This window comes from Maledivibacter halophilus (assembly GCF_900167445.1).
Taxonomy (GTDB): domain Bacteria; phylum Bacillota; class Clostridia; order Peptostreptococcales; family Caminicellaceae; genus Maledivibacter; species Maledivibacter halophilus.
The window spans coordinates 24,081-47,986 of record NZ_FUZT01000015.1 but is presented as its reverse complement, the minus strand read 5'-3'; the positions used below and the strand labels follow the sequence as shown (position 1 = coordinate 47,986).

General features: G+C 29.2%; 23 protein-coding genes. 17 read left to right on the top strand and 6 right to left on the bottom strand.

The annotated features are described in order from the left end of the window. Nucleotides 1–66: 66 nt before the first annotated feature. A complete protein-coding gene (locus tag B5X81_RS27650) occupies nucleotides 67–213 on the bottom strand; it encodes a hypothetical protein (protein WP_170917558.1) in 147 nt (48 codons plus the stop codon). Between the two features lie 323 nt (nucleotides 214–536). Here B5X81_RS27650 and B5X81_RS22305 point away from each other — a divergent pair, with 323 nt between their 5' ends. The 3 genes from B5X81_RS22305 (at nucleotide 537) to B5X81_RS22295 (ending at nucleotide 2,616) form a co-directional block, all read left to right on the top strand. Then, complete coding sequence (locus B5X81_RS22305) at nucleotides 537–980, top strand: MarR family winged helix-turn-helix transcriptional regulator (protein ID WP_079495041.1); 444 nt, start codon at nucleotides 537–539, stop codon at nucleotides 978–980. Between the two features lie 29 nt (nucleotides 981–1,009). Then, entirely contained in the window at nucleotides 1,010–1,237 is a 228-nt protein-coding gene (locus tag B5X81_RS22300; protein WP_330397441.1) for a DUF2798 domain-containing protein, read from the top strand. Between the two features lie 260 nt (nucleotides 1,238–1,497). Beyond that, nucleotides 1,498–2,616, top strand: a complete 1,119-nt coding sequence (locus tag B5X81_RS22295) for a YifB family Mg chelatase-like AAA ATPase (protein WP_079495038.1) — start codon at nucleotides 1,498–1,500, stop codon at nucleotides 2,614–2,616. On the opposite strand, the gene B5X81_RS22290 is transcribed toward B5X81_RS22295, so the two are convergent. Continuing rightward, on the bottom strand, nucleotides 2,534–4,195 hold the full coding sequence (locus B5X81_RS22290) for a recombinase family protein (RefSeq protein WP_079495037.1): 1,662 nt from the start codon (nucleotides 4,193–4,195) through the stop codon (nucleotides 2,534–2,536). The two genes, B5X81_RS22295 and B5X81_RS22290, sit on opposite strands and share 83 nt — an antisense overlap. Nucleotides 4,196–4,448: 253 nt before the next feature. Here B5X81_RS22290 and B5X81_RS22285 point away from each other — a divergent pair, with 253 nt between their 5' ends. Beyond that, nucleotides 4,449–7,079, top strand: coding sequence for an ATP-dependent helicase (locus B5X81_RS22285; protein WP_079495035.1), 2,631 nt, complete (start codon nucleotides 4,449–4,451; stop codon nucleotides 7,077–7,079). 141 nt (nucleotides 7,080–7,220) lie between these two features. Beyond that, nucleotides 7,221–8,222: a hypothetical protein gene (locus tag B5X81_RS22280; protein WP_079495034.1), complete on the top strand. Its 1,002-nt coding sequence runs from the start codon at nucleotides 7,221–7,223 to the stop codon at nucleotides 8,220–8,222. A gap of 47 nt (nucleotides 8,223–8,269) precedes the next feature. Here B5X81_RS22280 and B5X81_RS22275 read toward each other — a convergent pair whose 3' ends face one another. Next, nucleotides 8,270–8,776, bottom strand: a complete 507-nt coding sequence (locus B5X81_RS22275; RefSeq protein ID WP_079495032.1) for an ImmA/IrrE family metallo-endopeptidase — start codon at nucleotides 8,774–8,776, stop codon at nucleotides 8,270–8,272. Between the two features lie 159 nt (nucleotides 8,777–8,935). Here B5X81_RS22275 and B5X81_RS22270 point away from each other — a divergent pair, with 159 nt between their 5' ends. The 3 genes from B5X81_RS22270 (at nucleotide 8,936) to B5X81_RS22260 (ending at nucleotide 11,778) form a co-directional block, all read left to right on the top strand. Further along, nucleotides 8,936–9,319, top strand: coding sequence for a DUF6979 family protein (locus B5X81_RS22270; protein WP_079495031.1), 384 nt, complete (start codon nucleotides 8,936–8,938; stop codon nucleotides 9,317–9,319). A gap of 250 nt (nucleotides 9,320–9,569) precedes the next feature. After that, nucleotides 9,570–10,079 carry an RNA-guided endonuclease TnpB family protein gene (locus tag B5X81_RS22265; protein WP_079495029.1) on the top strand — a complete coding sequence of 170 codons (510 nt, stop codon included), beginning with the start codon at nucleotides 9,570–9,572 and terminating at the stop codon, nucleotides 10,077–10,079. A 160-nt stretch (nucleotides 10,080–10,239) separates the two neighbouring features. After that, nucleotides 10,240–11,778 (top strand): DUF4829 domain-containing protein, encoded by a 1,539-nt coding sequence (locus tag B5X81_RS22260; RefSeq protein ID WP_330397436.1) that lies wholly within the window; start codon nucleotides 10,240–10,242, stop codon nucleotides 11,776–11,778. Between the two features lie 491 nt (nucleotides 11,779–12,269). Here the strand turns inward: B5X81_RS22260 and B5X81_RS22255 are convergent, their stop codons facing one another. Together B5X81_RS22255 and B5X81_RS22250 are read right to left on the bottom strand one after the other, a co-directional pair. Beyond that, nucleotides 12,270–12,482, bottom strand: coding sequence for a DUF3006 domain-containing protein (locus tag B5X81_RS22255; RefSeq protein WP_079495028.1), 213 nt, complete (start codon nucleotides 12,480–12,482; stop codon nucleotides 12,270–12,272). A 17-nt stretch (nucleotides 12,483–12,499) separates the two neighbouring features. Beyond that, the gene (locus tag B5X81_RS22250; protein ID WP_139380439.1) at nucleotides 12,500–13,792 is read right to left on the bottom strand and encodes a ComEC/Rec2 family competence protein; all 1,293 of its coding nucleotides are present in this window, start codon (nucleotides 13,790–13,792) and stop codon (nucleotides 12,500–12,502) included. A gap of 656 nt (nucleotides 13,793–14,448) precedes the next feature. On the opposite strand from B5X81_RS22250, the gene B5X81_RS22245 reads away from it, so the two are divergent. From B5X81_RS22245 to B5X81_RS22235, 3 genes are read left to right on the top strand one after another with little or no spacing between them, the layout of a single operon-like run. Next, complete coding sequence (locus B5X81_RS22245; RefSeq protein WP_079495026.1) at nucleotides 14,449–17,331, top strand: ATP-dependent helicase; 2,883 nt, start codon at nucleotides 14,449–14,451, stop codon at nucleotides 17,329–17,331. A gap of 13 nt (nucleotides 17,332–17,344) precedes the next feature. Next, nucleotides 17,345–19,060, top strand: coding sequence for a DNA methyltransferase (locus B5X81_RS22240; RefSeq protein WP_244282210.1), 1,716 nt, complete (start codon nucleotides 17,345–17,347; stop codon nucleotides 19,058–19,060). Nucleotides 19,061–19,062: 2 nt separating this feature from the next. Further along, nucleotides 19,063–21,669, top strand: a complete 2,607-nt coding sequence (locus B5X81_RS22235; protein ID WP_079495024.1) for a TnsA endonuclease N-terminal domain-containing protein — start codon at nucleotides 19,063–19,065, stop codon at nucleotides 21,667–21,669. A 341-nt stretch (nucleotides 21,670–22,010) separates the two neighbouring features. On the opposite strand, the gene B5X81_RS22230 is transcribed toward B5X81_RS22235, so the two are convergent. Further along, entirely contained in the window at nucleotides 22,011–22,361 is a 351-nt protein-coding gene (locus B5X81_RS22230) for a helix-turn-helix domain-containing protein (protein WP_079495022.1), read from the bottom strand. A 157-nt stretch (nucleotides 22,362–22,518) separates the two neighbouring features. Between B5X81_RS22230 and B5X81_RS22225 the strand changes: the two genes are divergently transcribed. From B5X81_RS22225 to B5X81_RS22215, 6 genes are read left to right on the top strand one after another with little or no spacing between them, the layout of a single operon-like run. Continuing rightward, nucleotides 22,519–22,740 carry a helix-turn-helix transcriptional regulator gene (locus B5X81_RS22225; RefSeq protein WP_170917557.1) on the top strand — a complete coding sequence of 74 codons (222 nt, stop codon included), beginning with the start codon at nucleotides 22,519–22,521 and terminating at the stop codon, nucleotides 22,738–22,740. Between the two features lie 36 nt (nucleotides 22,741–22,776). Further along, nucleotides 22,777–22,998 (top strand): hypothetical protein, encoded by a 222-nt coding sequence (locus B5X81_RS27930; protein WP_139380438.1) that lies wholly within the window; start codon nucleotides 22,777–22,779, stop codon nucleotides 22,996–22,998. A gap of 25 nt (nucleotides 22,999–23,023) precedes the next feature. Then, the gene (locus tag B5X81_RS27645; protein WP_170917556.1) at nucleotides 23,024–23,167 is read left to right on the top strand and encodes a hypothetical protein; all 144 of its coding nucleotides are present in this window, start codon (nucleotides 23,024–23,026) and stop codon (nucleotides 23,165–23,167) included. Continuing rightward, nucleotides 23,145–23,348, top strand: a complete 204-nt coding sequence (locus B5X81_RS22220) for a hypothetical protein (RefSeq protein ID WP_079495019.1) — start codon at nucleotides 23,145–23,147, stop codon at nucleotides 23,346–23,348. Before B5X81_RS27645 ends, B5X81_RS22220 begins: the two co-directional genes overlap by 23 nt. Before the next feature lie 17 nt (nucleotides 23,349–23,365). Further along, complete coding sequence (locus B5X81_RS27640; RefSeq protein ID WP_170917555.1) at nucleotides 23,366–23,539, top strand: hypothetical protein; 174 nt, start codon at nucleotides 23,366–23,368, stop codon at nucleotides 23,537–23,539. 39 nt (nucleotides 23,540–23,578) lie between these two features. Further along, the gene (locus tag B5X81_RS22215) at nucleotides 23,579–23,824 is read left to right on the top strand and encodes a hypothetical protein (RefSeq protein ID WP_079495018.1); all 246 of its coding nucleotides are present in this window, start codon (nucleotides 23,579–23,581) and stop codon (nucleotides 23,822–23,824) included. The last annotated feature ends 82 nt before the right edge of the window (nucleotides 23,825–23,906 follow it).

Genomic DNA, 23,906 nt, shown 5'->3' with positions numbered 1-23,906 from the left:
AATATTATATTTTCTAATTTGCTATAAGGGTAAACAACACTAAAATTCAATTTGTTTTACTATATATTAATGATGGGGCCTATTATGAGGCCCTGAACAGTCCCCACCAAAGAGATCTCCACCACTAAATAAGAAGAAAATTAACAATAGTAACAGTAAATTATTGTCCTTTCCAAAACCACCAAGTAACCCATCAAATAAATTACCAGACATTGATTCACCTCCAATTAATTATTAAAATATTCTTTTGTTCAATAGTATAATATTCCAGTGAAAGGCAATATGTTAAGGAAAATAATATAAAAATATATATTAATAAAGATAAACTACTTTGAAGTTTAATAAATTTTGTTTATCTATGGATGTATGACTGAGAAAGTAAAGAAATGGAAGTAGCCACTGAGATTTCTTTACCAGTGGTTATGGGAGTTAGTTGAACTATATTTATATAAATTTCGAATAATATCTAAAACGAAATCTAGTATAATGTTGACATGTCATCTAAAATTACCTATAATTAAAATAGGTGATAAATTATGGAAAACATATATGAGGAACTAGGCAAATGGATTTCTCTTATATACAGACAGTTTCAAATTTATATTAATAATGAATTAAAAGATTTAAATATAACATCTTCAGAATATATTTTTTTAATAAAACTATATGAAAATAAAGAACTGAATCAGGAAAAATTATCTTCTATGTACTATATTGATAAGGCATTGACAGCAAGAAGTTTAAAAAAACTTGAAAGGAAAGGTTATATTAAGAGATATAAAGATGAAGATGACAAAAGGGCTTATAGAATTTGTGTTACTAATAAGGCTTTATCAATAAAATCTAGGATAGATGGGGCATTAAATTCATGGGATAAAATTATTTCAGTGAATATTAGCAATGATGAGATTAAAGAGGTCTCTAGAGTATTAAAGGATATGTCTTTAAGAGCATTAGAGAAGTCTAATGATAAAAAATAAGTAATAATTTATAAAAGGGGGTTAAGAAAATCAAAATAAACAAAAAGTACAAGGGTATTATATTTTCATGTATAGCAGCAATATTAATATCTGTTCCAATTGCGTTCTTTATGGTAATAATAAACGTAGGATTTACTAAAGACTTTTTAAAAGCTTTTTTAAATTCTTCTTTAGTTGGAGTAGGTATATCTATTCCTTTAGCTAATATAGCTATTCCTTTGACTGAAAAAATTGTTAATAAAATAATAGAAGATTAAATTTAAAATAATTTGCTAGGGCAAATTAGATTCAAAAACTGTGGAATCTTTAAAAGATCTATGATGATTTTTTAAAGCTCCACAGTTTTGTTTTATATACATTTATTTTTATCTTATAATCTTTAGCTTCTCCCTTCGTCTTTAGAATTTTATGAGCATTAATCTATAAATAAATGGAAAAATTGTAAAATAAAGAAGGGTATTTGAAAAAAATATTGAATTATAACTAAAATACTCAAATTATAAAGGGTGATCTACAGGTGTTGTCAAATATTATTAGCTGTGTTCTTATTGGTCTTGATGGAGAAATAGTAAATGTAGAAACAGATATATCCAATGGTTTACCTTCTTTTTCAATAGTTGGGCTTCCTGATACTACAGTTAGAGAATCAAAGGAGAGAATAAGAGCAGCTATAAAGAATTCCGGATTTAATTTTCCAATTAAGAGATTAACTATAAATTTAGCCCCTGCCAATACAAAAAAGGAAGGTACTCATTTGGATTTACCTATGGCAGTTGGATTATTAAGTGCTTCAAATCAGATTTCTAATAAAGATTTGTCTGAATATGTCTTTATTGGTGAGCTATCTTTAAATGGTAAGTTGAACAAGGTTATTGGGGTTCTTCCTATTGTTATTTCTTTAAGAGAAAAAGGATATAGAAAAATTATTTTGCCAATTGATAATTATAATGAAGCTAGTATTATTGAAGATATTGAGGTTTATCCCTTTGAAAATCTAGCGGAGGTTATAGATTTTTTCCGTGGGGAGTTTAATATACAAAAGAAAATAAATACCAAAAATGAAAATCAAAAGCATAGAATCTATAATATGGATTTTAGTGAAGTGTCAGGACAACAGGGAGTCAAAAGAGCTATGGAGATAGCAGCTGCAGGAGGACATAATATATTATTAATTGGTCCTCCAGGCTCAGGAAAAACTATGCTGGCCAGAAGATTTCCCACTATACTCCCCGACATGGACATAGAAGAATCAATTGAAGTAACAAAAATATACAGTATTTCCGGTCTTTTGCCAAGTAATAAAGGTCTAATAAAGGTCAGGCCATTTATTGCGCCTCATCATACCACATCAAAAGTTTCATTGATAGGTGGAGGCAAAACACCTAAACCTGGAGACGTTTCTTTAGCTCATCTAGGAGTTTTGTTTCTAGATGAACTTACAGAATTTCAAAAGAACCATTTAGAAGTGTTAAGACAACCTATGGAAGATGAAAAAGTAACTATTTCTAGAGTAAATGCAACGGTAACATATCCATCAAAATTTATTTTAGTTGCTAGTATGAATCCATGTCCTTGCGTAAGCAAAATGAAGAACTATCATATTTTTGACTTGGAAGAAAATATAGCTCTAGCTTAACTATGTTTCTATTAATTCTTATTTCTTTTACAATACTTTTCAAAAGCTTTTTCTTTTCATTAAAGTGTAAATATCTATATGAGTTTTTAAAATCTTTTATGTATTGAATAATGCTTTCTAAATCATAGCTATATTCATAGCTACTATTAAGTTCATATTCTATATTATTAAGTCTAGTTTTAATATCTTGCTTGTTTTTTTCAAGTTCTTTATATCTCTTTTTAATAATCAATTCTGGGAGTGTACCTTTTCCTAAAGCAGATGCAAGATTGTTTATTTCATTTTCGATACTATCCAATTTATTATAAAATTTATTTCTTTTAGCCACTAGAGGGAGTTTATTGTTTTCTATTTCATTGTTGCCGTTTTCTATTAGCTCCTGTATTAATTTTTTATTATCACATAGACCAATAATATGATTAACTATTAAATCTTCCAAAATATCAGCTCTTACGTTGCTATTATCGCAAAGTACTTTGGCCTTTTGTTCTTTAGTTATACATCTAAAATATCTGTATCGTTTTTTAGATTTGTTACTACCAAATACAGACATAGAAGCATCGCACCTGTCACATTTAACAAGTCCGGATAGAGGAGATATATAACTTTTTCCTTCTCTTGGAGCTCTGCTTTTGTTGAAATTTAACTTTTCCTGTACACTTTTGAATATTTCCCCAGAAATAATTCCATGGTGTTCTCCGATAGCTAAAATCCATTCATCTTTATTGCGTTTTCTAGTAGTCTTTTTATGGGATTTTCTGCGATTATAATACATTAGACCATTTGTAGTACCATTAAAATCTTCCTTATCGTTTATTATTTGCACGTCAGTATTATTTTTAAAGTAGGTATAAACTTCAGGGTCTGCTATACAATAAAGGGGATTTTTTAATATCCTGGACATTTGGTTATGAGACCAATCAGTTCTATTTTTAGTTTTATATCCTTTTTCATTTGCTCTGGTAGTATTACTTCTTATAGAGCCATCAGATTCTAAATACCATTTATAAAACTCTTTTATTTTTGCTGCTTCATCATTATTTATTACTAATTTTGAAATCTTTTTATTTCTTCCATTATTCTCTATAGTTTCTTTAAGTAGATCAAAACCATATGGTACTGGTCCACCATTCCATTTTCCCATTTTAGCACGGTCAATCATGTTATCTTTAACTCTTTCAGCAATAGTTTCTCTTTCTAGCTGAGCGAATACACTGGTTATGTACATCATTGCTCGGCCCATGGGTGTAGAAGTGTCAAAATTATCTTTAATACAAATAAAACCTATATCTATAGAGTTAAGTTCTTCAATTAGATTAGAAAAGTCATTTACACTTCTAGAAATTCTATCTAGCTTGTAACATACTACATAATTTATTTTCCCATTATGTATATCCTTCATCATTCTTTCAAATCCAGGACGTTCTAAAGTCTTACCTGAAACATCATAATCCTCATACACTACATGGTCCCATTCACGGAGCTCACATAGAGCTTTTCCCCTGTTTATTTGGTTTTCTAAAGATTCACCTTTATCGGTGGCTTTAGATTTTCTTGCGTAGATTGCTGCTGTTGGCATAGTAACTACTCCTTTCTATAATCGAACGTGTGTTTGATTATATTTTAGCATAAATATTAAGAGATTATAAGTTAAATAAAAAAACAACATAAAAAACAGAAAGTCGACAGTAATTTACAAAAAATAACTTCAAGATCGTTTAAAATGTAAATAAGTGTATTATGAGAAAATAAAATAAATTTTGCTTTAAAGTCATCAAAAAATATTTATTGATCATAGATAAACTCAAAGAGAGAATAGAAAGGAAATAATAATGAGACTATTAGATAAACTTACTGGAAAGCAACAATTACTTGCTGAACTAGAACTATTAAAGGCACAAAATAATCAGCTATTAATAGAGATATCAGAGAAGAAACAAGCTAAAAAAGAAATAATGACATTACAAGAGGATAATAGGAATTTACAATTTGAAAAAACTAAATACAAGAGAGAGCTGGATGAATTAACTGATAGAATTAAAGAACGTGAAGAGGAATTAAGAGAATTAAAAAGTAAAATTGATTGTTTTGAGTGCTCTATTAAAGAAAGTGCTATCACATTAGAAACGTATAAGGAAGATGTAGAGACTACTTCGAAATTAATAAATGTATATAGTAGACTTTATGGTTCGATAAATATAGATGAGAATAAAAAAAATAAAAGTGAGATAGTTAATAAGTACGATGATGACAGAGTATTTTTTGAAGATATGCGGAAAAAGAATGATGGAAACCCATTTAACCAGGAACAAACTGAAGCAATTAGATATAATAAAGGTCATTTAAGAATAGTTGCTGGTGCTGGTTCAGGGAAAACTCAAACTATTTGTGCAAAAGCTGTATATCTAAATCAAATGGAAGATGTAGATTATAAAAGAATTTGTATGATTACATTTACAAGAAAAGCAGCCACTGAGATGAAAGAAAGAATAGAGGAATTTTCGTCTTTTGATACGAGAGTGAATAGAATGTCTATAGGTACTTTTAATAGTGTTTTTAAAAACATTGTTATAAAAGAGTTAATTAGGAAGAATATTTTAACTCAAAATGAAATAGATGCATTAAATATTATACTACCTAAAATTAAGAATGCTAAGAAAGATGGAAGTTGTGAGTACGAGGATATAGATAGCGATAAAATTCAATACAATTCTATTTTAAATAAACTTATTAAAAAATATGGGCTTGACAAGTTTGAAGAATTAGAAAACGATGAGAATTGTATTGCAGACAGAATTTCTTATTGGCAAAGTTTAAATTATTCCTATGAGGAAGTAAAACAATTTATCAGAGATCAATATGATGATAAATATGCCAAAATGAATCAACAGGAGAATGATGATAGAGTAAGTGAGAAATTTTACAAAATGCTTAATGAGTTTGAAAAAATTCGAAAAGAAGAAAATATAATGGTTTTTGATGATCAAATACTTAATATATATAAAGCTCTACAACTAGATAGTGTAAAAGAATATATTGAAACTAGGTTTGATTATATATTCATTGATGAATTTCAAGATACAAACCAATTACAAATTGATGTATTAAAATTGCTTTCACCTCCTGATAAGGAAAATTTAGCTAAAGTTATTATAGTTGGGGATCCAAATCAATCAATATATGCATTTAGAGGGTCCGATTCAAAATATATTCAAGAGTTTAAACAAGATTATCCAAGTCTTTATACTATTAACCTAATGAAGAATTATCGATCTAAGCAACAAATAGTTCAAAAAGCTAACGTACTTATTAGTAATAATAGTTCTAATAAGATACCTCCAATGGAATCTCATAATAAAGAAGACCATGAGTGTACTTTTGTAAAAGAATTTGACTGTGAAGAAAAAGAATCTGATTTCATTATAAAAAAAATACATGAATTAAGCACAGGCTTTTTTACATATGAAGACGAAGAGTCTGGAGAAGAAATAGTAGATAAAAGTAATCCTAATTATACTAAATGTTCAATATTGTATCGAGCTAAGCATCAAGTAACAAGAATATTGCAGGAGTTAGAAAAGAGAAAAATCCCTTTTGTTATAGATGAAGAAATAGATTTAAGTATATTTAAAAATAAAACTTTCATGAAGTTTTTTGAGCCTTGGATTAAATTAACTGACCAAAATACAGATAAAAATGAAATATGGTTCGGGAAAAATGGAATCTTAAAAAACTTATTAAATAAGTATTTTGTGAAAAGTTCTAGTATAGTAGAGTATCGGAGATTAAATGGTATATCTATGACATATGATGATGTTATAAAACTTATAGAAACTAAGTCTAACGATAGAAATTTGAAGAACCTTGGTTCAGAGAGGGCTAAGCAAAAATATTTTAAAAAACATAAAGATAATATTAGCAAATATCTAAAGTATTTAACAAACATCGAGAATACTAAGGATACAAACCTTCACGAACTTTTAGACTGTATTATGAATTTTCCTGCTACTTATAGTGATATAGATGATTGGAAAAACATAAAAAATGAACTGCAAGCATTTAATACTTTTAAGGAATTGTATGAATGGAAAAATAATTCTGAAACATTTAATAAAGAAAGAAAAGATAAATTAAAAAAATATGAAAACAAGCAATTAAATGCAGTTTATTTACTTACTATTCATAAAAGTAAAGGATTAGCCTTTGAAAATGTTTTTAATATTGGCTGTTATGATGGGGGGATACCTAGTGCTAAAGCACAAAAAAATATGAGTAAAGAAGAGCTTGAAAAGTATAGAAGTGTTGCAACACCAATTTCAACTATTGAAGAAGAGAGAAGACTTATGTACGTTGCACTTACTAGGGCAAAGAAGAACGTATTTGTTACATATCCTACACATGTAAATAGTCAGGCTAAAAAAATCTCTGTGTTTATTTCTGAAATAATGTCACAAAAATATTAATATATTTATATCTTCCATATGCTGATAAAATAATATTTAACTATAGTGTTTGTAAGAGGAGATGGGAAAAATATTTAGAATGAATTATGCATAGATTTTAAGCTAATTGAAAAATTTATTATTGGATTTGGAGGTTAATACATGACTGATTTAATGAAAAACCCTCCTATGTGGGCAGCTGTAATTACAGGGGTAATAACTATACTTGGATTAATCATTCAATGTGTAACTTTTTTTGTTAAGCATAAATATGAATCAAAAAATAACTTTGAAGAAGTTCTAAAAGAAAAAATGGGAAAAATATACACACCATTATTAATTGAATTTTATAAAATGCCAGAGACAGGTTATTTTTTATCCGAATGTGCTAAGGAATTAATTAGTAAGTATGGATATTTACTTTCTGATTCTTTACTAACCAATATATTGGAACTTGAAAAAATTGAAGAAAAGCATGAAGAGAAAATAAATGATGAAGCTTCTAAGATAGAATATGAAAACTTAAAAGATAAAATTTTTCTAAAGCTAAGGAAAGATTTTGATGAGCTGCAGGATATTTATAATAATAATTTTACAGTTCGAAAGAATAAGTTCTTTAAATCGTGGTATATAAAAATAGAGTGGACAATGATAAAATTTTGTGTTTTCTTGACTAGTCTCTTTTATTTTAGACTTGCTATCTCTTTCTTATTTAGGTGGCTAAGTAAACCTTTATCGGACGGCACAAATAATAAAACTTTAGATGTTTTAATTTCTGCTTGGATTTTGATTGTAATTATTACGTCAATTATTGGTGTTCTTTTTATTTTGAGATGTGGAATAAATAAGCTAATAAATGTAATAGGGAGATTTAAAAAATACTATTATAATAAGGAATATGTAGAAAAAACAGCTAATTATTATTGTAGAGTTTGCAAAAAAGAATACAAGCTATACAAGTATTCTAGGTTTTCATCTTGTGAAGAACATAGTTTTAAACAAGATATTATTGGATTATTCAAATTATACCCTTGGGCTCTATGTGATGATAAATATTATAGAATAATTAAAAAGAAGAAAATTAAGAAGGAAAATAAAGAAAAAGAAAATGATCAACAAATTGAAACACACTGTGATACTAGTCAAATAGAAAAGAGTAACTAATTCAATCCAGTCCAGGAAATAAAAGAATAGCTTCCTGGACTATCAACTCAAATTTCCTCATAAATATACAAACTAGGCAAACTAGTCAAAACCAAATATTTCTTTTCATCAATTTGCCATTTAATCTTTTCCTTGGCCATAAATTTTAGCTTATGTACGAAGAATTCTTGAGTAACATAAAAATAATCAAGTATCTCGTCAACGGTCCCAACCAACCTATCTTTAATGGCCTTCAAGAGTAGCTCAGTCGGTAATAGAAAATTTGTTGCCCATCTAAGAGCAAGCAGCTCCTTTTTATCTATAGCTATTCTTTCTGAATATATCATTTTTCTTTTTGGAGTATAATCTCCAACAGCAGTTTTGTAGTGCCCCACTTCTTCAGCAAGAATAGTTCGATATAGTCTCTCATCCCTTTGGATTTCTTTATTAATAAGGATCAAATGAAAATCCCCATCAGAATAAAAATATCCCAAAGCGGAGTAGGGGAGAGGAGCAAATTCTTTGACAATACCTGAATTATTGATTATGGATTCAAGCTGTTCAGTCTCAATCATATAATTCCCCCTTTACATAACGAACTTATGTTCTATTTTAACATATTTTTTTAATTTTGGTAATATAAAATTGTCGAATTTAATTTTAATGAAAAGTTTAGTGATATAATTTTTATAAATAGCACAACTATTATTTATTCATAAAAGGAGGACAAAGGTATGAGTAAATATGGTATAGCTGCAGTAAAAACTGTTGAATTAATTAGATCATATAATAAATATAGTCCTAGAGAAGCTTGGGATATTGTTACTACTGTAATGTTTGGATATAAATCTCCAAGTCAAAAGAAAGGATGTCCAAGGAATGCTTTTTTAGGTCTATGTGAAGAAGGAATAGTAAAAGGAGTTTATCCTGGAGAATATACAAATTCTATAAAAAATAAAAAGTATGCACTTAAAGCATTAGATATACTAAAAGAAAATCCTGAATTGGTAGAAGATCCTAAAAGACTATGGTGGCTTACAATGGAAGGAAAATATAAATCACATAATGGACAGATGGATGTAGTTATTGCTTTATTCAATAATAAATTGATTATCTAAACTTAGCTAGAAATACCAAAACCCCGAGGCTAAAACCTCGGGGCACTTTAAATTTTATCATCAATCAAGAAACAGTAGAGCAACACTCAACATATCTCCTCAACACTTCATCAACCAAACAAATATTATGTTTCTATAATTACAGAACTAGAGATAGAACCTATGGAAAAATCGAATAAAAAAATAGGAGTTGACTTAGGTATCAAAGATTTTGCTATATTATCTAATGGTAAAAAATAAAAAATCATAAATATCTAAACAAATTTACAAAAAAATTAGCAAAGGAGCAAAAAAATTAAGTAAAAAACAAGAGTATAGTAATAACTGGTACAAACAAAAACAAAAAGTAGCTAAATTACATGAAAAAATAAAGCATCAAAGACAAGATTTTCTACATAAATTATCTAAAAGAATTGTAGACGAAAACCAAGTCATAATTCTTGAAGATTTAGCAGTAAAAAATATGATGAAGAATAAAAAGCTAGCAAAAAACATTGCAGATGTAAGTTGGCATAAATTCTATACTTACTTAGAATATAAAACAAAATGGTATGCAAGGGCAATACACAAGATAGATAAGTGGTTCCCAAGTAGCAAGATATGTTCATATTGCGGACATGTTATGGAAGAGATGCCCTTGAGTATAAGAAAATGGGATTGTCCTAAATGTGGTATAAAAAATATAGATAGAGATGTAAATGCAAGTATAAATATACTAAAGCAAGGAATAAAAGAACTAAAAAAAGAAAATGTAGCGTAAATAAAACACCGTAGGGACTACGGATTGAGCCTGTGGAGAGTCAAATAAGACCTTGCTAACATAGAAGGCATAACTCTGAGAAGCAGGAAAACTTCTTAGGCTAGACCTAAGAAGTCACCACTTCTCAGCTGATAGGCGTAAGTGGTGGAGGTTCACTCCATTGGTATGGATTACATTTATGTTAATGAGTATAGATATGGAGCTATCCTGTGATGAGAGAGTATTGAAAGAAATGGATAGAGACATTAAAAAACATTATACCAATTCTTTATTTTCTTTAGCTACTGGAAAGCATATCTTTAATGGAAGTCCTTTAGCTTTTGGTGAGGGCAATATAAAAAGGAGGATTAAAAACGTGCTAAACTATAAAAAGCCAGGATTTTGGGTGGTGACTATATCATTCATAATTGTAATTGTTGTAGGAATTGCTCTTGTTACAAACCCAAAGCAGGGCAGTGCGGCTCAAAGGAAGGATGATTTAACAGGAGATTTATCAGATATACCAGAAGTGATGTATAACACAGAATATAATAAGGTGAAAATTGACTTTCTATCCGATATGATGGGATTTAAGCCAACCAATAAATTTGAAACAAATGATTCGCGAACAGTAGCATATATAGATTCAACACTTAAGACCAGTATAACGCCCGCACAAGAGGATAACTTGAATAATAATCACACAAATCAATATAGAATAGAATTGTCTAATGACATTGGTGGATATAGCTGTTCACTCTATTACGATACACTGTATGACAAAGCATATGTTGTAAAAGATGGTGGTCTTTATGAGATTGGGATAGATTTTGCACGGTATATTAATTCCTTTATGGAGAATGCAAATATTGATTTTCATATAGATGATGCTGATGCAGTAGCTTTATTTCAGACATATGGATGGACGGTTGATTACCAGATTAATTCAATGAAAGATAAGCTTAATAATATCAAAGTCTTGACTGGTTTTAATCCAAATGCATATTATTTCGCTTACAACAATGAGCTCTCAAAGGATATTGGTTTGGACATGAGTGAATACTCTGATACTCTAGATATAGACATTAATATTTATAGGATTCATGAAAGCATGCCACAGGAATTTTATCCGATACAGGATGGTAGAGGTATTGTTGTGAAAGATAATGACAAAATAATTGGTGCTTTCATTAGTGCTGGGCGCCATAGTACTTTTAATGCTTGTAGCCTAAAAGGAAATGGTTTTGAAAAAGTGACTGGTCTAACACTTAATGAATGGTTTTCAAAGATGATTAAGGTAGATAATAGCACCGAAAAAAGATTATCGAAATTAGAACCGGAGCAGGTTATTGCGGAATATTTTATGTCTCTTGATCAAAAAGATGCTAATACTTCAGGATACTGCATCTCAAAAAAAGCTCTATTAGAGAATTTGACTTCCAATATGATAAATGAGGAGTTATTTAATGAAGGGATTGGATTGCCCTTAACAGGCGTTGGTATTAGAGCTAAATCAAACTTTGATAATCTGAAGTCTGCAAAACTATTTAAAACTGAATTGATTGATGAAGCCGATAAAAACACAAAGATATTTAGAGTAACTGTAGACCTTCAATACAATAAGGAGATAACTATTGGAAGTGGACAACAAGATTGGGATTGTCAAATGGTTTATGAATCTCCTCAGACAGGATGGAAAATAGAAGGTTTCGGACATTAAAAGCTTAATAAAGATTTTCAGATTAAATTAAACGGAGTATTAGATTGGGTCAATTCATTGGTGAGCATGTAGATTGTTGTGGTTTAAATTACTAAGGCTGAAATATTTAGATTTCGCATATGTTAAAATTAGTTGATATCGGGCTAGTAGGTATTATCAACAAGTTGAACTACTTGACATCATCTGATATTAGCCAAAACTTAAAGTTAAGCTTGAGGAAGTGAAATATTGTAAGATGGTAGGTAGTTGTAATGAAAAACTCTTTATTTGGATAGTGATTAATAAGGGTATATAAGCATAACAGCATAAACACAATGTTAATAGCAAACTTAATTATTGGAAAAGTTTAGGAAGTATATTCATCCCAAATTCTCCACATATAATTATAGTCAATAAGAGGACATTTTTTTGTCTATAATAAAAAAACTCCTTTCCAGTAAGAACTGTCAAATTAAACTAGAAAGGAGTTTTTAAATATATAAATCATTAACCTATTCCCATAAATCATCTATCAACTTTTCAATCTCTTTTTTCCTTTTATTTGTTTCTTCCAAGTCAATTGAATATTTACCATCTATTAAAACAATTACATCTCCTTCTTTAGCATCAGAAGGTAGTTTTGATTTTTCAATATCAATCATAATCCTATCTTCTTTCTCACAGACAGCATAATCTCCTTCAAACCTATCTATTACAAGCTTCAACAGTGATTCCCTCCTTCCTATTGTGGGGGATGACATCTACCACATGGTCCATATCCTTGATTTTTAGCATCTTCAAGAGAAATAGGAATCTTACTCTTTTTAAGAGAACCGCAATCACCTAAATGATACTTGGAGCCGGTATTAGTGATATATACGGTTATTTCATTGTTAGTTGGAGCTGGTTCTGGCTCTTGTACTTTTTCTTCATTAGTTGTTTGAATATCTTTAGTTTCAACATTTTCTACCGGTGGAGCATTAACTTTTATAACAGAAGCATTTTTATCAATAGTAATATTTTGTCCATCTGATGTAACCACAATTGTACCTGATTCATCAGTCCTATATACATTTATATTATTGCTTTTCAATCTTTCTAAGACAACATTATCTGGATGGCCGTATTTATTATCTTTGCCTACACAAATAACAGCATGTTTAGGAGATGCTACTTTTAAAAAGGATTCAGTAGTGGAGCTTTCACTTCCATGATGGCCAGCCTTAAGAACATCAGCTTTTAAATCATATCCTTTTGATAACATTTCATTTTCTGATACGTCTTCAGCATCACCAGTGAAAAGGAAAGAGTTATTACCATATTGTACTTTTAAAACAATAGAGTAATTATTAGTATCATCATAATCACTGCTATTAGGGGCTAGTATAGTACATTTGGCTTCACCTAAATTAAAAGTATCTCCAGGAGTAGGGGTGGTTACTTTAAGTCCCTTGTTTTTGATAGAAGTTAGAACGTCTTTGAACGTTTTAGTATTAGATGAAGCTTTAGGCATATAAACTTTTTCTACACTAAAATTATTTATAACAGTATCTAAACTTCCAATATGATCCTCATGGGGATGAGTGCCTATAACAGCATTTAACCTTTCAACATTTTGTTCTTTTAAATATGAGTATACTAGGTCGCTATCTCCATTATTCCCAGCATCAATAAGCATATTTTCACCTGTAGGAGCCTTTATAAGTATAGAGTCAGCTTGGCCTACATCAAGAAAATGAACTTCCATATTTCCTTCTACGGAAGGAGTATTAGTATTATTTTGTTCATTAGTAGATATGTTTTGCTCTTGATTTTCAGAGTCAGAAATATTACTATTAGCATTTGCCTCATCTGCAGTACAGCCAGTAATGGTTAATAATGAAAAAGCTACTACAAGTAATAATCCATATGTAACAAAGACTTTTTTTCTGTTTCTTTTTTCTCCCCATCTAATAATGGCAAGAGAGGGTTTTATAACTCCTGCTACAATTGCAACAAAAGATACTAAAAACATTATTAGAAATAAATTGCTCATAAAAAAACCTCCTTAAATATATATTGATACATAACTATTATAGGATAATTTGAATGCAATTAATATCAAATTTTGTCGAAAGAGATAGTTTAGTTTGTAAACAAATAAATGAAAATTGTATTCTAGCAAGGAAAATGGAAATATATGTAGAAATGCAAATTTAATATTTTTGAAAAGTTAACAATGAAATATATATTAATGATTATTTATGATATGGTCAACCGTATCAATATAACGGTGGTTTTTTATTGATATATTCCCTCATGCACCGCTGTGGAGACTGTCGTGTTGATAGAGAAGAAATAGATTGATTTTAAGAGTTTTAAGGAATTATGAGTGAATTAAATAGTGTATAATATGGTTCCTCAGATTAAGTTCGAGGGAGTTTTTATTTGAGGAGGTTCTACTATTTGTCCAATACATATAATTACGCGAAAAAAGAAGGATTTTTGTGTAGTTGTATGGAATATTTGTGGGAGATAGTGTATCGATGATATATCCTTATTTCACAAATAATATAGTTAACAAAACTTCAAATAAGACCTACTAGAAATCTATATATCAGATACACAAAACCATATTCAGTGTTCTTTATAAATGGTCTGATTTTATGATGTTGATAAAAGTACTCATATTATAGTAAGGTGGTATTGTGGATGAGCAAATTTAAGTATGGTAGTGCAAATAAGGAGCAGATTGAAGCAATAATAACAACTGAAGGACCTCTTCTTATAATAGCAGGTCCTGGAACTGGAAAAACTTTTACATTGGTTAAGAGAGCCATGTATTTGATTGTTGAAAAAAATGTGGAACCCAATAATATAATGATAGCTACATTTACTGAGAAAGCAGCTAAAGAGATACTAACGAGAATATCTAATGAATTAATAAAAGCGAATATAAAAATAAATGTAAATGAAATGTATATAGGTACATTCCATTCAATTTGTATGAGAATTATAAAAGATAATATTGAATATACACGACTAAAAAAGAATTTCCGATTACTAGATCGATTTGAACAACAATATACAATTTTTCAAAATATCTCAAAGTTTAGAGAAGTTGAGAATTTTAATTTATTGATGGGAAATGAAAAAGGAACATGGAGACAATCAGCAAAATTAATCAAATACATTAGTACGGTAAATGAAGAGCTGCTTGACTATGAAAAATTTATAAACGATGAAAATGAATCCATTAAGGCTTTGAGAGAAGTAATGGATATATACAATCAGTTGACAGAAGAAGAAAACTTATTAGATTTCTCAACTATTCAACTAGAAGCTTTTAATTTATTAATGAGAGAGACATCAGTTTTAAGTAAAATACAGAACCAGATTAAGTATTTAATGATTGATGAGTATCAAGATACAAATTATATTCAGGAACAGATTATATTCAAAATTTGCTCAACTCATAATAATATTTGTGTGGTTGGCGATGATGACCAAGGTCTGTATCGATTTAGAGGAGCAACGATTAGGAATATTTTTGAATTTCCTAATAAGTTTACCAAAGGTATGTGTAAACAAATTAGCTTAGTAAAAAACTATCGTTCAGAGAAAAAAATTATTGACTTTTATAATAAATGGATGGATATTACATATGGTACTAGATTCAAATTTCACTGGGGTAAATATAGATATAGTAAAAAAATTATACCTGGACGTGAAGGGCTAAAGGATGTAGAAAGTGTATTGAAAGTAAGTAGTGATGAGTTAGAGAGTGAATGGCAAACTGAAATTTTAAAAACTATCAAAAAATTAATGGAATCAAAAAAAATAACTGATTTAAATCAAATAGCTTTTTTATTTAGATCAGTAAAAAATGAAAGAGTAATCAAACTTTCTAGATTTTTAGAAAAAAATAATATAAGAGTTTATTCACCTAGGTCTGAGATGTTCTTTGATAGAAAAGAACTTAAACTTATCATTGGAGCAATAATCGCTACATTCCCATTATATGTAAACAAACTAAATCTAAATGAGTTTACCTACTTAGGAGAAAAGCATAATAGATATTATATATCATGCCTCTTGTTATTTAATAATTATTTAAGAGAGAGTAAGAATGACAATTTAAAGACTTGGATTAAACATCGAGCCTATGAACATTTAAGCGGTAATTCTAATATGGATTATGCATATTCAGGATTGATTTATCAATTATTTCAATTTGAACCATTTCGTAGTTACTTGGATGATGATTTATCTAAAGGAGTTGCAGACTTAAGACCTTTACGAAATTTATCTATATTTCTAAATATGGTAGCAAAATATGAATACTTGCATAACATTTCTGTATTAACCCCTAAAAGTATTGATAAGAATACAGAGCTTTTGTTCAATATGTATTTGAAATTTTTAATTGATGGTGGTATAAAGGAGTTTGAAGATGATACTGAATATGCTCCAAGTGGATGTGTATCATTTTTAACTATACATCAATCAAAGGGGTTGGAGTTCCCTATAGTAGTAGTAGGGTCTTTAAATTCAACCCCAAGAAAAAATAATGATGACTTACTAGATTTGTTAGAGACTAAATACTTTCACAGGACTTCATTTGAACATAAGGATAGTATTAAATATTATGATTTTTGGAGATTATATTATACAGCTTTTTCAAGGGCGCAAAATTTGTTAATATTGACTGCAAATGTAAAGGAAGGTAGAGGAAAAGAGCCGAGTAAATATTTTGACAAGACATATAAATCTCTTACAGAGTTATCGGATTTAGATTATGATTTTAGTGAATTTGAATTTGATAATGTAAAAGATGTTAATCTAAAATCAAATTATTCATTTACATCTCACATACTACTTTATGAAAACTGTGCTTTACAATATAAATTTTTTAAGGAGATAGGATTTACACCTGTAAGGATGGGGGCTACATTTTTTGGTACATTAGTTCATCAAACTATAGAAGATATTCATAAGGCAGTCTTGAGGAAAGAAGAAAAACTTATTACTAAAGATAAGATAACAGAATGGTTTAACAATAATTATAACTATTTAGTAAAAAAAGAAAGAACTTATCTGGGTGAATCCCAGCAAAAATCGGCACTGAATCAAGTGATTAGATATACCCTTAGGAATGCAGAATTATGGGATAAAATTAGAGAAGCTGAGGTTGAAATTAGCCTTGTAAAAGAAGATTATATTTTAGAAGGTACTGTAGATTTAGTAAGAGGAGATAATAATACTTTAGAAATTATTGATTTCAAAGCAGAGAAAAAGCCAGATTTATTCAGAGATAAAGAAAAAATTGAAAGGTATAGGAGGCAGTTGGAAGTATATGCACATATAATTGAAGAGAGATTTGGAGAAAAAGTAAGTAAGTTAAATTTGTATTATACAGGTGAGAAAGATGGAGTTCCAGTGATTTCTTTTCCTAAGAACAGCAAATCTATAGATAAAACGATTGAAGAGTTTGATAAGATTGTAGGAAAAATACAGTCAAAGGACTTTACTAAATTATCTCAGTCTGAAGTTTTATGCTCAAATTGTGACATGAGATATTATTGCAAAAAATGATAAGGAGGTTTAAATGATGCAAGAACAATTAAAAGTTGAAAATTATGAATTTGAAGCAAAAAAAACTATTAAAGGATATCCGGAATTACACTGGACAGGTAAAAGACCATATAGAACAACACAGTATTTCCCAGCTCAATTAAAAGAAAGTTACGGCTATGAAAAAGAAGGGTGGATGAACAAGATATTTTGGGGTGATAATCTCCAAGTTATGAGCCATATGTTAAGAGAATATAGAGGTAAAATTGACTTAATATATATCGATCCACCTTTTGATAGTAAAGCAGATTATAAGAAAAAGATCAAATTAAAAGGAAAAAAAATTACTAATGACAATAACTTCTTTGAGGAAAAGCAATATACAGATATATGGAGTAACGATGAGTATTTACAATTTATGTATGAAAGACTTATTCTTTTAAGAGAACTATTATCTGATACTGGCAGTATCTATTTACACTGTGATTATAGAAAAGTGCATCATTTAAGGTGTATTATGGATGAGGTTTTTGGAATAGACAACTTTAGAAATGAAATTAGCTGGTGTTATACTGGCCCATCAGCTCCAAAAGGTGCCTTTCCAAGAAAACATGATAACATTCTATTTTATTCTAAATCAAAGGATAATAATTTTAATGGGGACTTTGTAGAATATAAGAGTGGAATTCATAATACTGGACAAGTATTTGGCAGTACTGATGGAGACGCTGATAAGATAGAAAAGCTTAAAGAACGTGGTAAACTTGTCGAAGACTGGTGGACTGACATATACACTACTGATAGAGTTAGATCTGAGATGTTAGGATATCCAACCCAGAAACCTGAAAAACTTCTAGAGAGAATTATTAAAGCTTCATCTAATGAAGGAGATATAGTCTTTGATTGTTTTATGGGTTCAGGTACCTGTCAGGCTATAGCAATGAAATTAGGTAGGAAGTTTATTGGTGCAGATATTAATATGGGCTCTATTCAAATTACCACTAAGAGGTTAATAAGCTTACAAAAAGAATTGAGTGATAAAGACGACGTCTTTACAGGTTTTGAAGTATACAATGTAAACAACTATGACTTCTTTAGAAATCCTGCACAGGCTAAAGAATTATTAGTTGAGGCATTAGAAATCCAAACAGTAGATTCTAGGAATATTTATGATGGAGAAAAGGATGGAAGAATGGTTAAAATTATGCCAATTAACAGGATATCTACGAAAGCTGATTTAGAAGAATTAAAGGCCAATTTTCCATATAAAACTTTTGAAAAAAGAAAAGCAGAAAAAACAAATGAGCCAGTTGAGAAACTATTGTTAGTGTGTATGGGCCATGAGCCAGACTTAAAGGTGTCTCTAGAACAAGAGTTAAGTGATTATAAATTAGATATTGAAATAGTTGATATATTGAGGGATAAAAGTGTTTTAGAGCTCAAAAGAGACTCAGAAATTGAAGTTGAAATAGATAATGGAATATTGAAGATAGTAAATTTTTACCCGATGAATCTTTTGCAGAAACTAAGTATACAAAAAGAATTTGTGGATGATTGGAGACAATTAGTTGAATCAGTGATGATAGATTTTAATTATGATGGAGCTGTAATGCAACCTTCTATTACGGATATCACTGAAAAAAACGAAATAGTTAATGGAGAATACTCTATACCAAAAGATGCAGGAACGGTAAGAGTAAAGATTACAGATCTACTGTCAGAATCATTAGAGTGGGAGGTTAAATTATAGTTATGGCTAATGAATTAATGTTTTCATTTTTTGAGGCCTTATGGTTCTTTTATGATTCAAATAGAGGTAAGATCAGAAGAAATTATAAAGGTATATCTAAGAAATTTCTTGATTATAACAATAAAGAAATTAATACAGATGCGTTTCTTCGAAAACCACAATTTGAAGCATTAGAAGTGTATATATTTATGAAAGAGTTTATGGATAATAAGCAAATATATCAGATATTTGATGATTGGTTAAATAAGAAGGAACCTTTTTCACAAGCTTCATATTATACTAATGATCGAGACCAAGTGAGTATGTTTGATTTACAAGCTCAAAAAGATGAGACAAGAAAGTTATTTAAATTAATGAAAAAAAATAGTGAGATTTATCCTAATTATATATTTGCATTAACTATGGGACTTGGTAAAACATTATTAATGGCCACATGTATATTCTATGAATTTTTATTAGCAAATAAATATCCTAAGGATGAAAGATTTTGTCATAATGCTATTGTTTTTGCTCCTGATAAAACTGTTCTAGAATCACTCAAAGAAATACTTGATTTTGACAAAACGAAAGTAATTCCAAAAGAATATGCAAGTGTATTAGATGCAAATATTAAATTTCATTTTCTTGATGATACAGACATTACACTTAATACTTTAGACAATTCTGATTTCAATGTGATTATTTCAAATACACAAAAAATTATATTGAAGAAAAAACACAAGAAAGAAACACCAATGGATAAGTTGTTAAAGCTAAATGAATCGCAAAAATATGGTACATCGCCTTTAGGTGAAATGATGGGAGAGTTGTATGATTTTGACGAAATAGAAAATGAAGGTGAGATGTTATTAAATCAAAGATTTGAAAAACTTACTAGGCTTAGGCAGTTAGGGATATACGTTGATGAGGCACATCACATGTTTGGAAAAGATCTTGAAAAAGCATTGATGAAAAACAGTCAGAAAACTAGTCTAAGAACTACTATAAACGAGCTGGGAAAAAGTTTAGATGCAAGAGGTACTCAGGTGGTTGCATGTTATAATTATACAGGAACACCTTATGTTAAGAATATAGTCTTGCCAGAAGTCGTTTATGCATACTCATTAAGAGAAGCAATAGGGAATGAGTATTTAAAAACTGTAGGTATTAAAGGATATGAAAATGTAAAAAATGAAGAATTTCTTAGAAGTGCAATAAAAGAGTTTTGGGAAACTTATGGTGAAAATAGATATGAAGGGTTATTACCTAAAATGGCTATCTTTGGATCTAAAATTGAAGAAGTAGCTGATGATATACGGCCTACTGTTGAAAAAATTTTAAGTGAATTAGGAATTCCACAATCTAAAATTCTTGTTAATGTAGGGGATACTACTATAACTAAGAGTGATGATATTAGACACTTTAATAATCTTGACAAACCCGGTACAGAAGGTGCTGATAAACAGTTTATATTATTAGTAAACAAAGGAAGAGAAGGATGGAATTGTAGATCTTTGTTTAGTGTTGCATTATTTAGAAGCCCAAAATCAAAAGTATTTGTTTTACAAGCGACAATGAGGTGCCTTAGAAAGATAACTGATGAACAACAACATGCAAGTGTTTTCTTATCAAAAGAAAATATGGATGTATTAGAAACAGAGCTAGAACAAAACTTTAGACTAAGTATTAATGATATAAATAATCAAAGTAATACTAAGAAAAAAGTTGAAGTAGAAGTAAGACCAGTACCGCCTCCACGAAAGCTGAAGTTAAAACGTGTGAAGCATAAATACAGTGTTATAGAAAAGAAAGACGTTGGGGAGATAGATTTTCAGTTAGAAGAACTAGATTATAATAAGTACTTAACATATATTCATGAAAAAAGAAATTTATCCGATTCTATATCGACAAAATCAATTGAAGCTAACGAGGTTAAGCTTAAGAGAAAATATAGTAAAATTCTTTTAGTTTCAGAAATAGCGAGATATATGAATATAAGCAGTATTAGAATTGATAGACTACTAACTAATTCTATAGATAGTATTGATCAAATAATTCAAAAGGTAAATGATTTTAATGAGTTAGTATATGATCATTTGATTCCAACATTATTTAATCATTTGTACAGTGTTGAGTATAATATTATAACAGAGGATGTACAGGTTATACTATTGAAAAGTCCGGAAAAAGAAGATCATTATAGATATAAAGTTGAGCCAAACTTATTAGTGTCGTATCAGGATTCAGATGCTATTAAATATAAAAATAAGAGTTTTCATGCTGATAATTACTGTTTTGATTCAAAACCAGAGAAAGAATTATTCTGGCAATATATTAAGAGTGATAAAGTGAAAGAAATATATTTCACAGGGATGTTTACAAGTTCTCAAAATGGTTTTTATATTCAATATGCGGATCCTCAAACAAATACATTAAGAAATTATTACCCTGATTTCATTGCTAAATTAGATGATGGGTCATACGAGATAATAGAAGTAAAAGGTGATAATAAGATAGATGATGAGGTTGTCATAGCTAAAAAGAGAGCGGCAGATGAAATAGCAGCTGAAAGTAATATGATATATAAGATGTATCCATCTAGTGAAATAATGAAAGGCTATGTTATATAGTAATTTATATAACTAAAAAAAATTCAAAAAAGAAAAAGCCAAGTTCTTATCTAAGAATTTGGCTTTTTTTAAAAATGGAATATCATCATCTATGTGTAAACGTAAAATAATAGATACATAGACAATTCTAAAGGCTATATGCTATGATTTTCATATGTTCTTTGAAAAATAAATATAAAAAAGAGCCCTGATTATTTTTCTAGAGTAATTTTAAAGCGTAGTAATAAGGTTATCTATTAGATTTGAAATTTTGTTAATAGTTTAATATAAAAAAAATTTAATAACACGACCCTTAAAAAACACCCAAATCCAAAAGAATTTGGGCTGTAGTATTACTTATTTTATTTTTTATCTTGTTTATATTTCAACTTAATAAGCTCAACATATTCCTCAACCTGCCTAATAGCCTCATCAGGAAGTCCGTCCGTATCTATAGTATGAAAAGCTTTAGTTTCAATTTTAGGTTTTTCAGGATTTCTTACGTCAGTTCTGCCTAGGAGGTAGTCAGTAGTAGTGTCTAATATGTCCGCTATAATTAAAAGTGTTTGTGAATCAGGTATAGTTCTTCCAGTTTCATAATTAGCTACAGCAGTTCTAACTATTCCTAGCTTATTTGCTAAATCTTTTTGAGTTAAATCTTTTTCTTTTCTAAGATTTTTTAATCTATTTTTAAATTTATTTATATTCTCCATATTAATACCTCCTATAAAATATTATAAGTCATCGATACTGACAAAATCTATACATGTCACCAAATAAAACTTTTTTATAAAACACTCTTGACATTGTCATCTAAAATGACTTATAATAATGTCATACAAGATGACATTATGTGTAAGGAGGAAAATTATGAGACTTAACATGATAAAGAGAAGAAAGGAGTTAGGATTAACTCAAAATGATGTGGCAAAACAAATAAATAGAAGCAGAAATACTTATGCCAGCTATGAAATAGGCACAATAACACCTTCACTTGATGTGGCTATAATGATAAAAAGAACTTTAAAAACATATAAAGATGATATTTTTTTGAATTTTAAAGTCACTAAAAATGACATAAATTCAGCATGAATATATTATATGTATTTTCTAATTATTTAAAATCATATGAAGTCAATAGAAAATCAGAAAGGAGAATCGAGGATAAATAACTACAAAGATGCTCTCAACGTTCTAATTACTAGTGAATGTTATGACTTGAAGGAACCTTGTAAGAGATTCTTTGAAGGTTATCATGGGGAGAAGCTCTATGAAATTATCAAGGAGCTTACCTTTGAGGAAGGGCTAGACCCATGTGAATTTCTGTATCATTTAGGATATGTAAAGTAAAAAAATCAAGAAAGGGGATAAGAAAATGGAAAAGATAGAAAAGTTAAAAGAGTATATGGAAAAAGAATTTGGAGTTACGCCTGAAAATATAGATCAAAAGTTAGAAGAAATGAAAAGAATCTTCCTCAAAAGGGGGTTTGTAATAAGTGAAAATAAAAGGGTTCAATAAATTAACTCCTGGCCAGCAGGAGCTTCTTATCAGAACAAATAAAAGGCACAAAGCTGGAGTAGGAACTGACTACAAAGATGGATGGACCCCAATAAGTGTAGAGTCAATAGGAAGAACTTTAAAAGTAGTATTCAAAAATGGAGAATGGTTGCATTATACACAAAATGGAGATTGGTTTTAGAGAAGGGGGAAATTAAAATGACAAGATTACCAATACCTCAATTATCAGAAATAAGAGTGTTGCCACCAGATAAAAAAACTGAAAGTAGAAGGAATGAATTTATATCTATCTTAGCTACAGCAGTAAGACGAAGAGCTATGGCTGAAGCAAAGCAAGAAGACGATAGTAAAAGTGATCCAGGTGATAATTAATTTTATAAATCTATATAAAAGGGAGGTAAAAGAAGAAAAATGGATATATCAATTTTTTATATAGCTCAGGCTGTATCAGGTACAAGTCAAGAAGGTAAGGAAAATATTGATATTAAAAAGCTTCAAAAATGGCTTGAAGAGTTTGCAAAGATTATCATGGAAAAAACACATAAGCTATGGCTTAAAAATATGGGAATTGAATCACTAGAAGAAATTGAAGCTGCAGTAATTGAATATTTAGAAATCTACCAAAAAGAAAAAGGCCCTTCTCAGATGGCGGTCTAAGAAAGGTCAATTAACAAAACATATTATTACCCTCATTATATCAGATATGAGGGGCAAAAACAACCTGTAAAGCATGAAAAAA

What these genes read in the sequence shown, in the direction of transcription:
- B5X81_RS27650 (WP_170917558.1), bottom strand. Translation starts at nt 213, where the DNA reads ATGTCTGGTAATTTATTTGATGGGTTACTTGGTGGTTTTGGAAAGGAC.
- B5X81_RS22305 (WP_079495041.1), top strand. Translation starts at nt 537, where the DNA reads ATGGAAAACATATATGAGGAACTAGGCAAATGGATTTCTCTTATATAC.
- B5X81_RS22290 (WP_079495037.1), bottom strand. Translation starts at nt 4,195, where the DNA reads ATGCCAACAGCAGCAATCTACGCAAGAAAATCTAAAGCCACCGATAAA.
- B5X81_RS22285 (WP_079495035.1), top strand. Translation starts at nt 4,449, where the DNA reads ATGAGACTATTAGATAAACTTACTGGAAAGCAACAATTACTTGCTGAA.
- B5X81_RS22280 (WP_079495034.1), top strand. Translation starts at nt 7,221, where the DNA reads ATGACTGATTTAATGAAAAACCCTCCTATGTGGGCAGCTGTAATTACA.
- B5X81_RS22275 (WP_079495032.1), bottom strand. Translation starts at nt 8,776, where the DNA reads ATGATTGAGACTGAACAGCTTGAATCCATAATCAATAATTCAGGTATT.
- B5X81_RS22270 (WP_079495031.1), top strand. Translation starts at nt 8,936, where the DNA reads ATGAGTAAATATGGTATAGCTGCAGTAAAAACTGTTGAATTAATTAGA.
- B5X81_RS22250 (WP_139380439.1), bottom strand. Translation starts at nt 13,792, where the DNA reads ATGAGCAATTTATTTCTAATAATGTTTTTAGTATCTTTTGTTGCAATT.
- B5X81_RS22245 (WP_079495026.1), top strand. Translation starts at nt 14,449, where the DNA reads ATGAGCAAATTTAAGTATGGTAGTGCAAATAAGGAGCAGATTGAAGCA.
- B5X81_RS22240 (WP_244282210.1), top strand. Translation starts at nt 17,345, where the DNA reads ATGATGCAAGAACAATTAAAAGTTGAAAATTATGAATTTGAAGCAAAA.
- B5X81_RS22235 (WP_079495024.1), top strand. Translation starts at nt 19,063, where the DNA reads ATGGCTAATGAATTAATGTTTTCATTTTTTGAGGCCTTATGGTTCTTT.
- B5X81_RS22230 (WP_079495022.1), bottom strand. Translation starts at nt 22,361, where the DNA reads ATGGAGAATATAAATAAATTTAAAAATAGATTAAAAAATCTTAGAAAA.
- B5X81_RS22225 (WP_170917557.1), top strand. Translation starts at nt 22,519, where the DNA reads ATGAGACTTAACATGATAAAGAGAAGAAAGGAGTTAGGATTAACTCAA.
- B5X81_RS27930 (WP_139380438.1), top strand. Translation starts at nt 22,777, where the DNA reads ATGAAGTCAATAGAAAATCAGAAAGGAGAATCGAGGATAAATAACTAC.
- B5X81_RS27645 (WP_170917556.1), top strand. Translation starts at nt 23,024, where the DNA reads ATGGAAAAGATAGAAAAGTTAAAAGAGTATATGGAAAAAGAATTTGGA.
- B5X81_RS27640 (WP_170917555.1), top strand. Translation starts at nt 23,366, where the DNA reads ATGACAAGATTACCAATACCTCAATTATCAGAAATAAGAGTGTTGCCA.
- B5X81_RS22215 (WP_079495018.1), top strand. Translation starts at nt 23,579, where the DNA reads ATGGATATATCAATTTTTTATATAGCTCAGGCTGTATCAGGTACAAGT.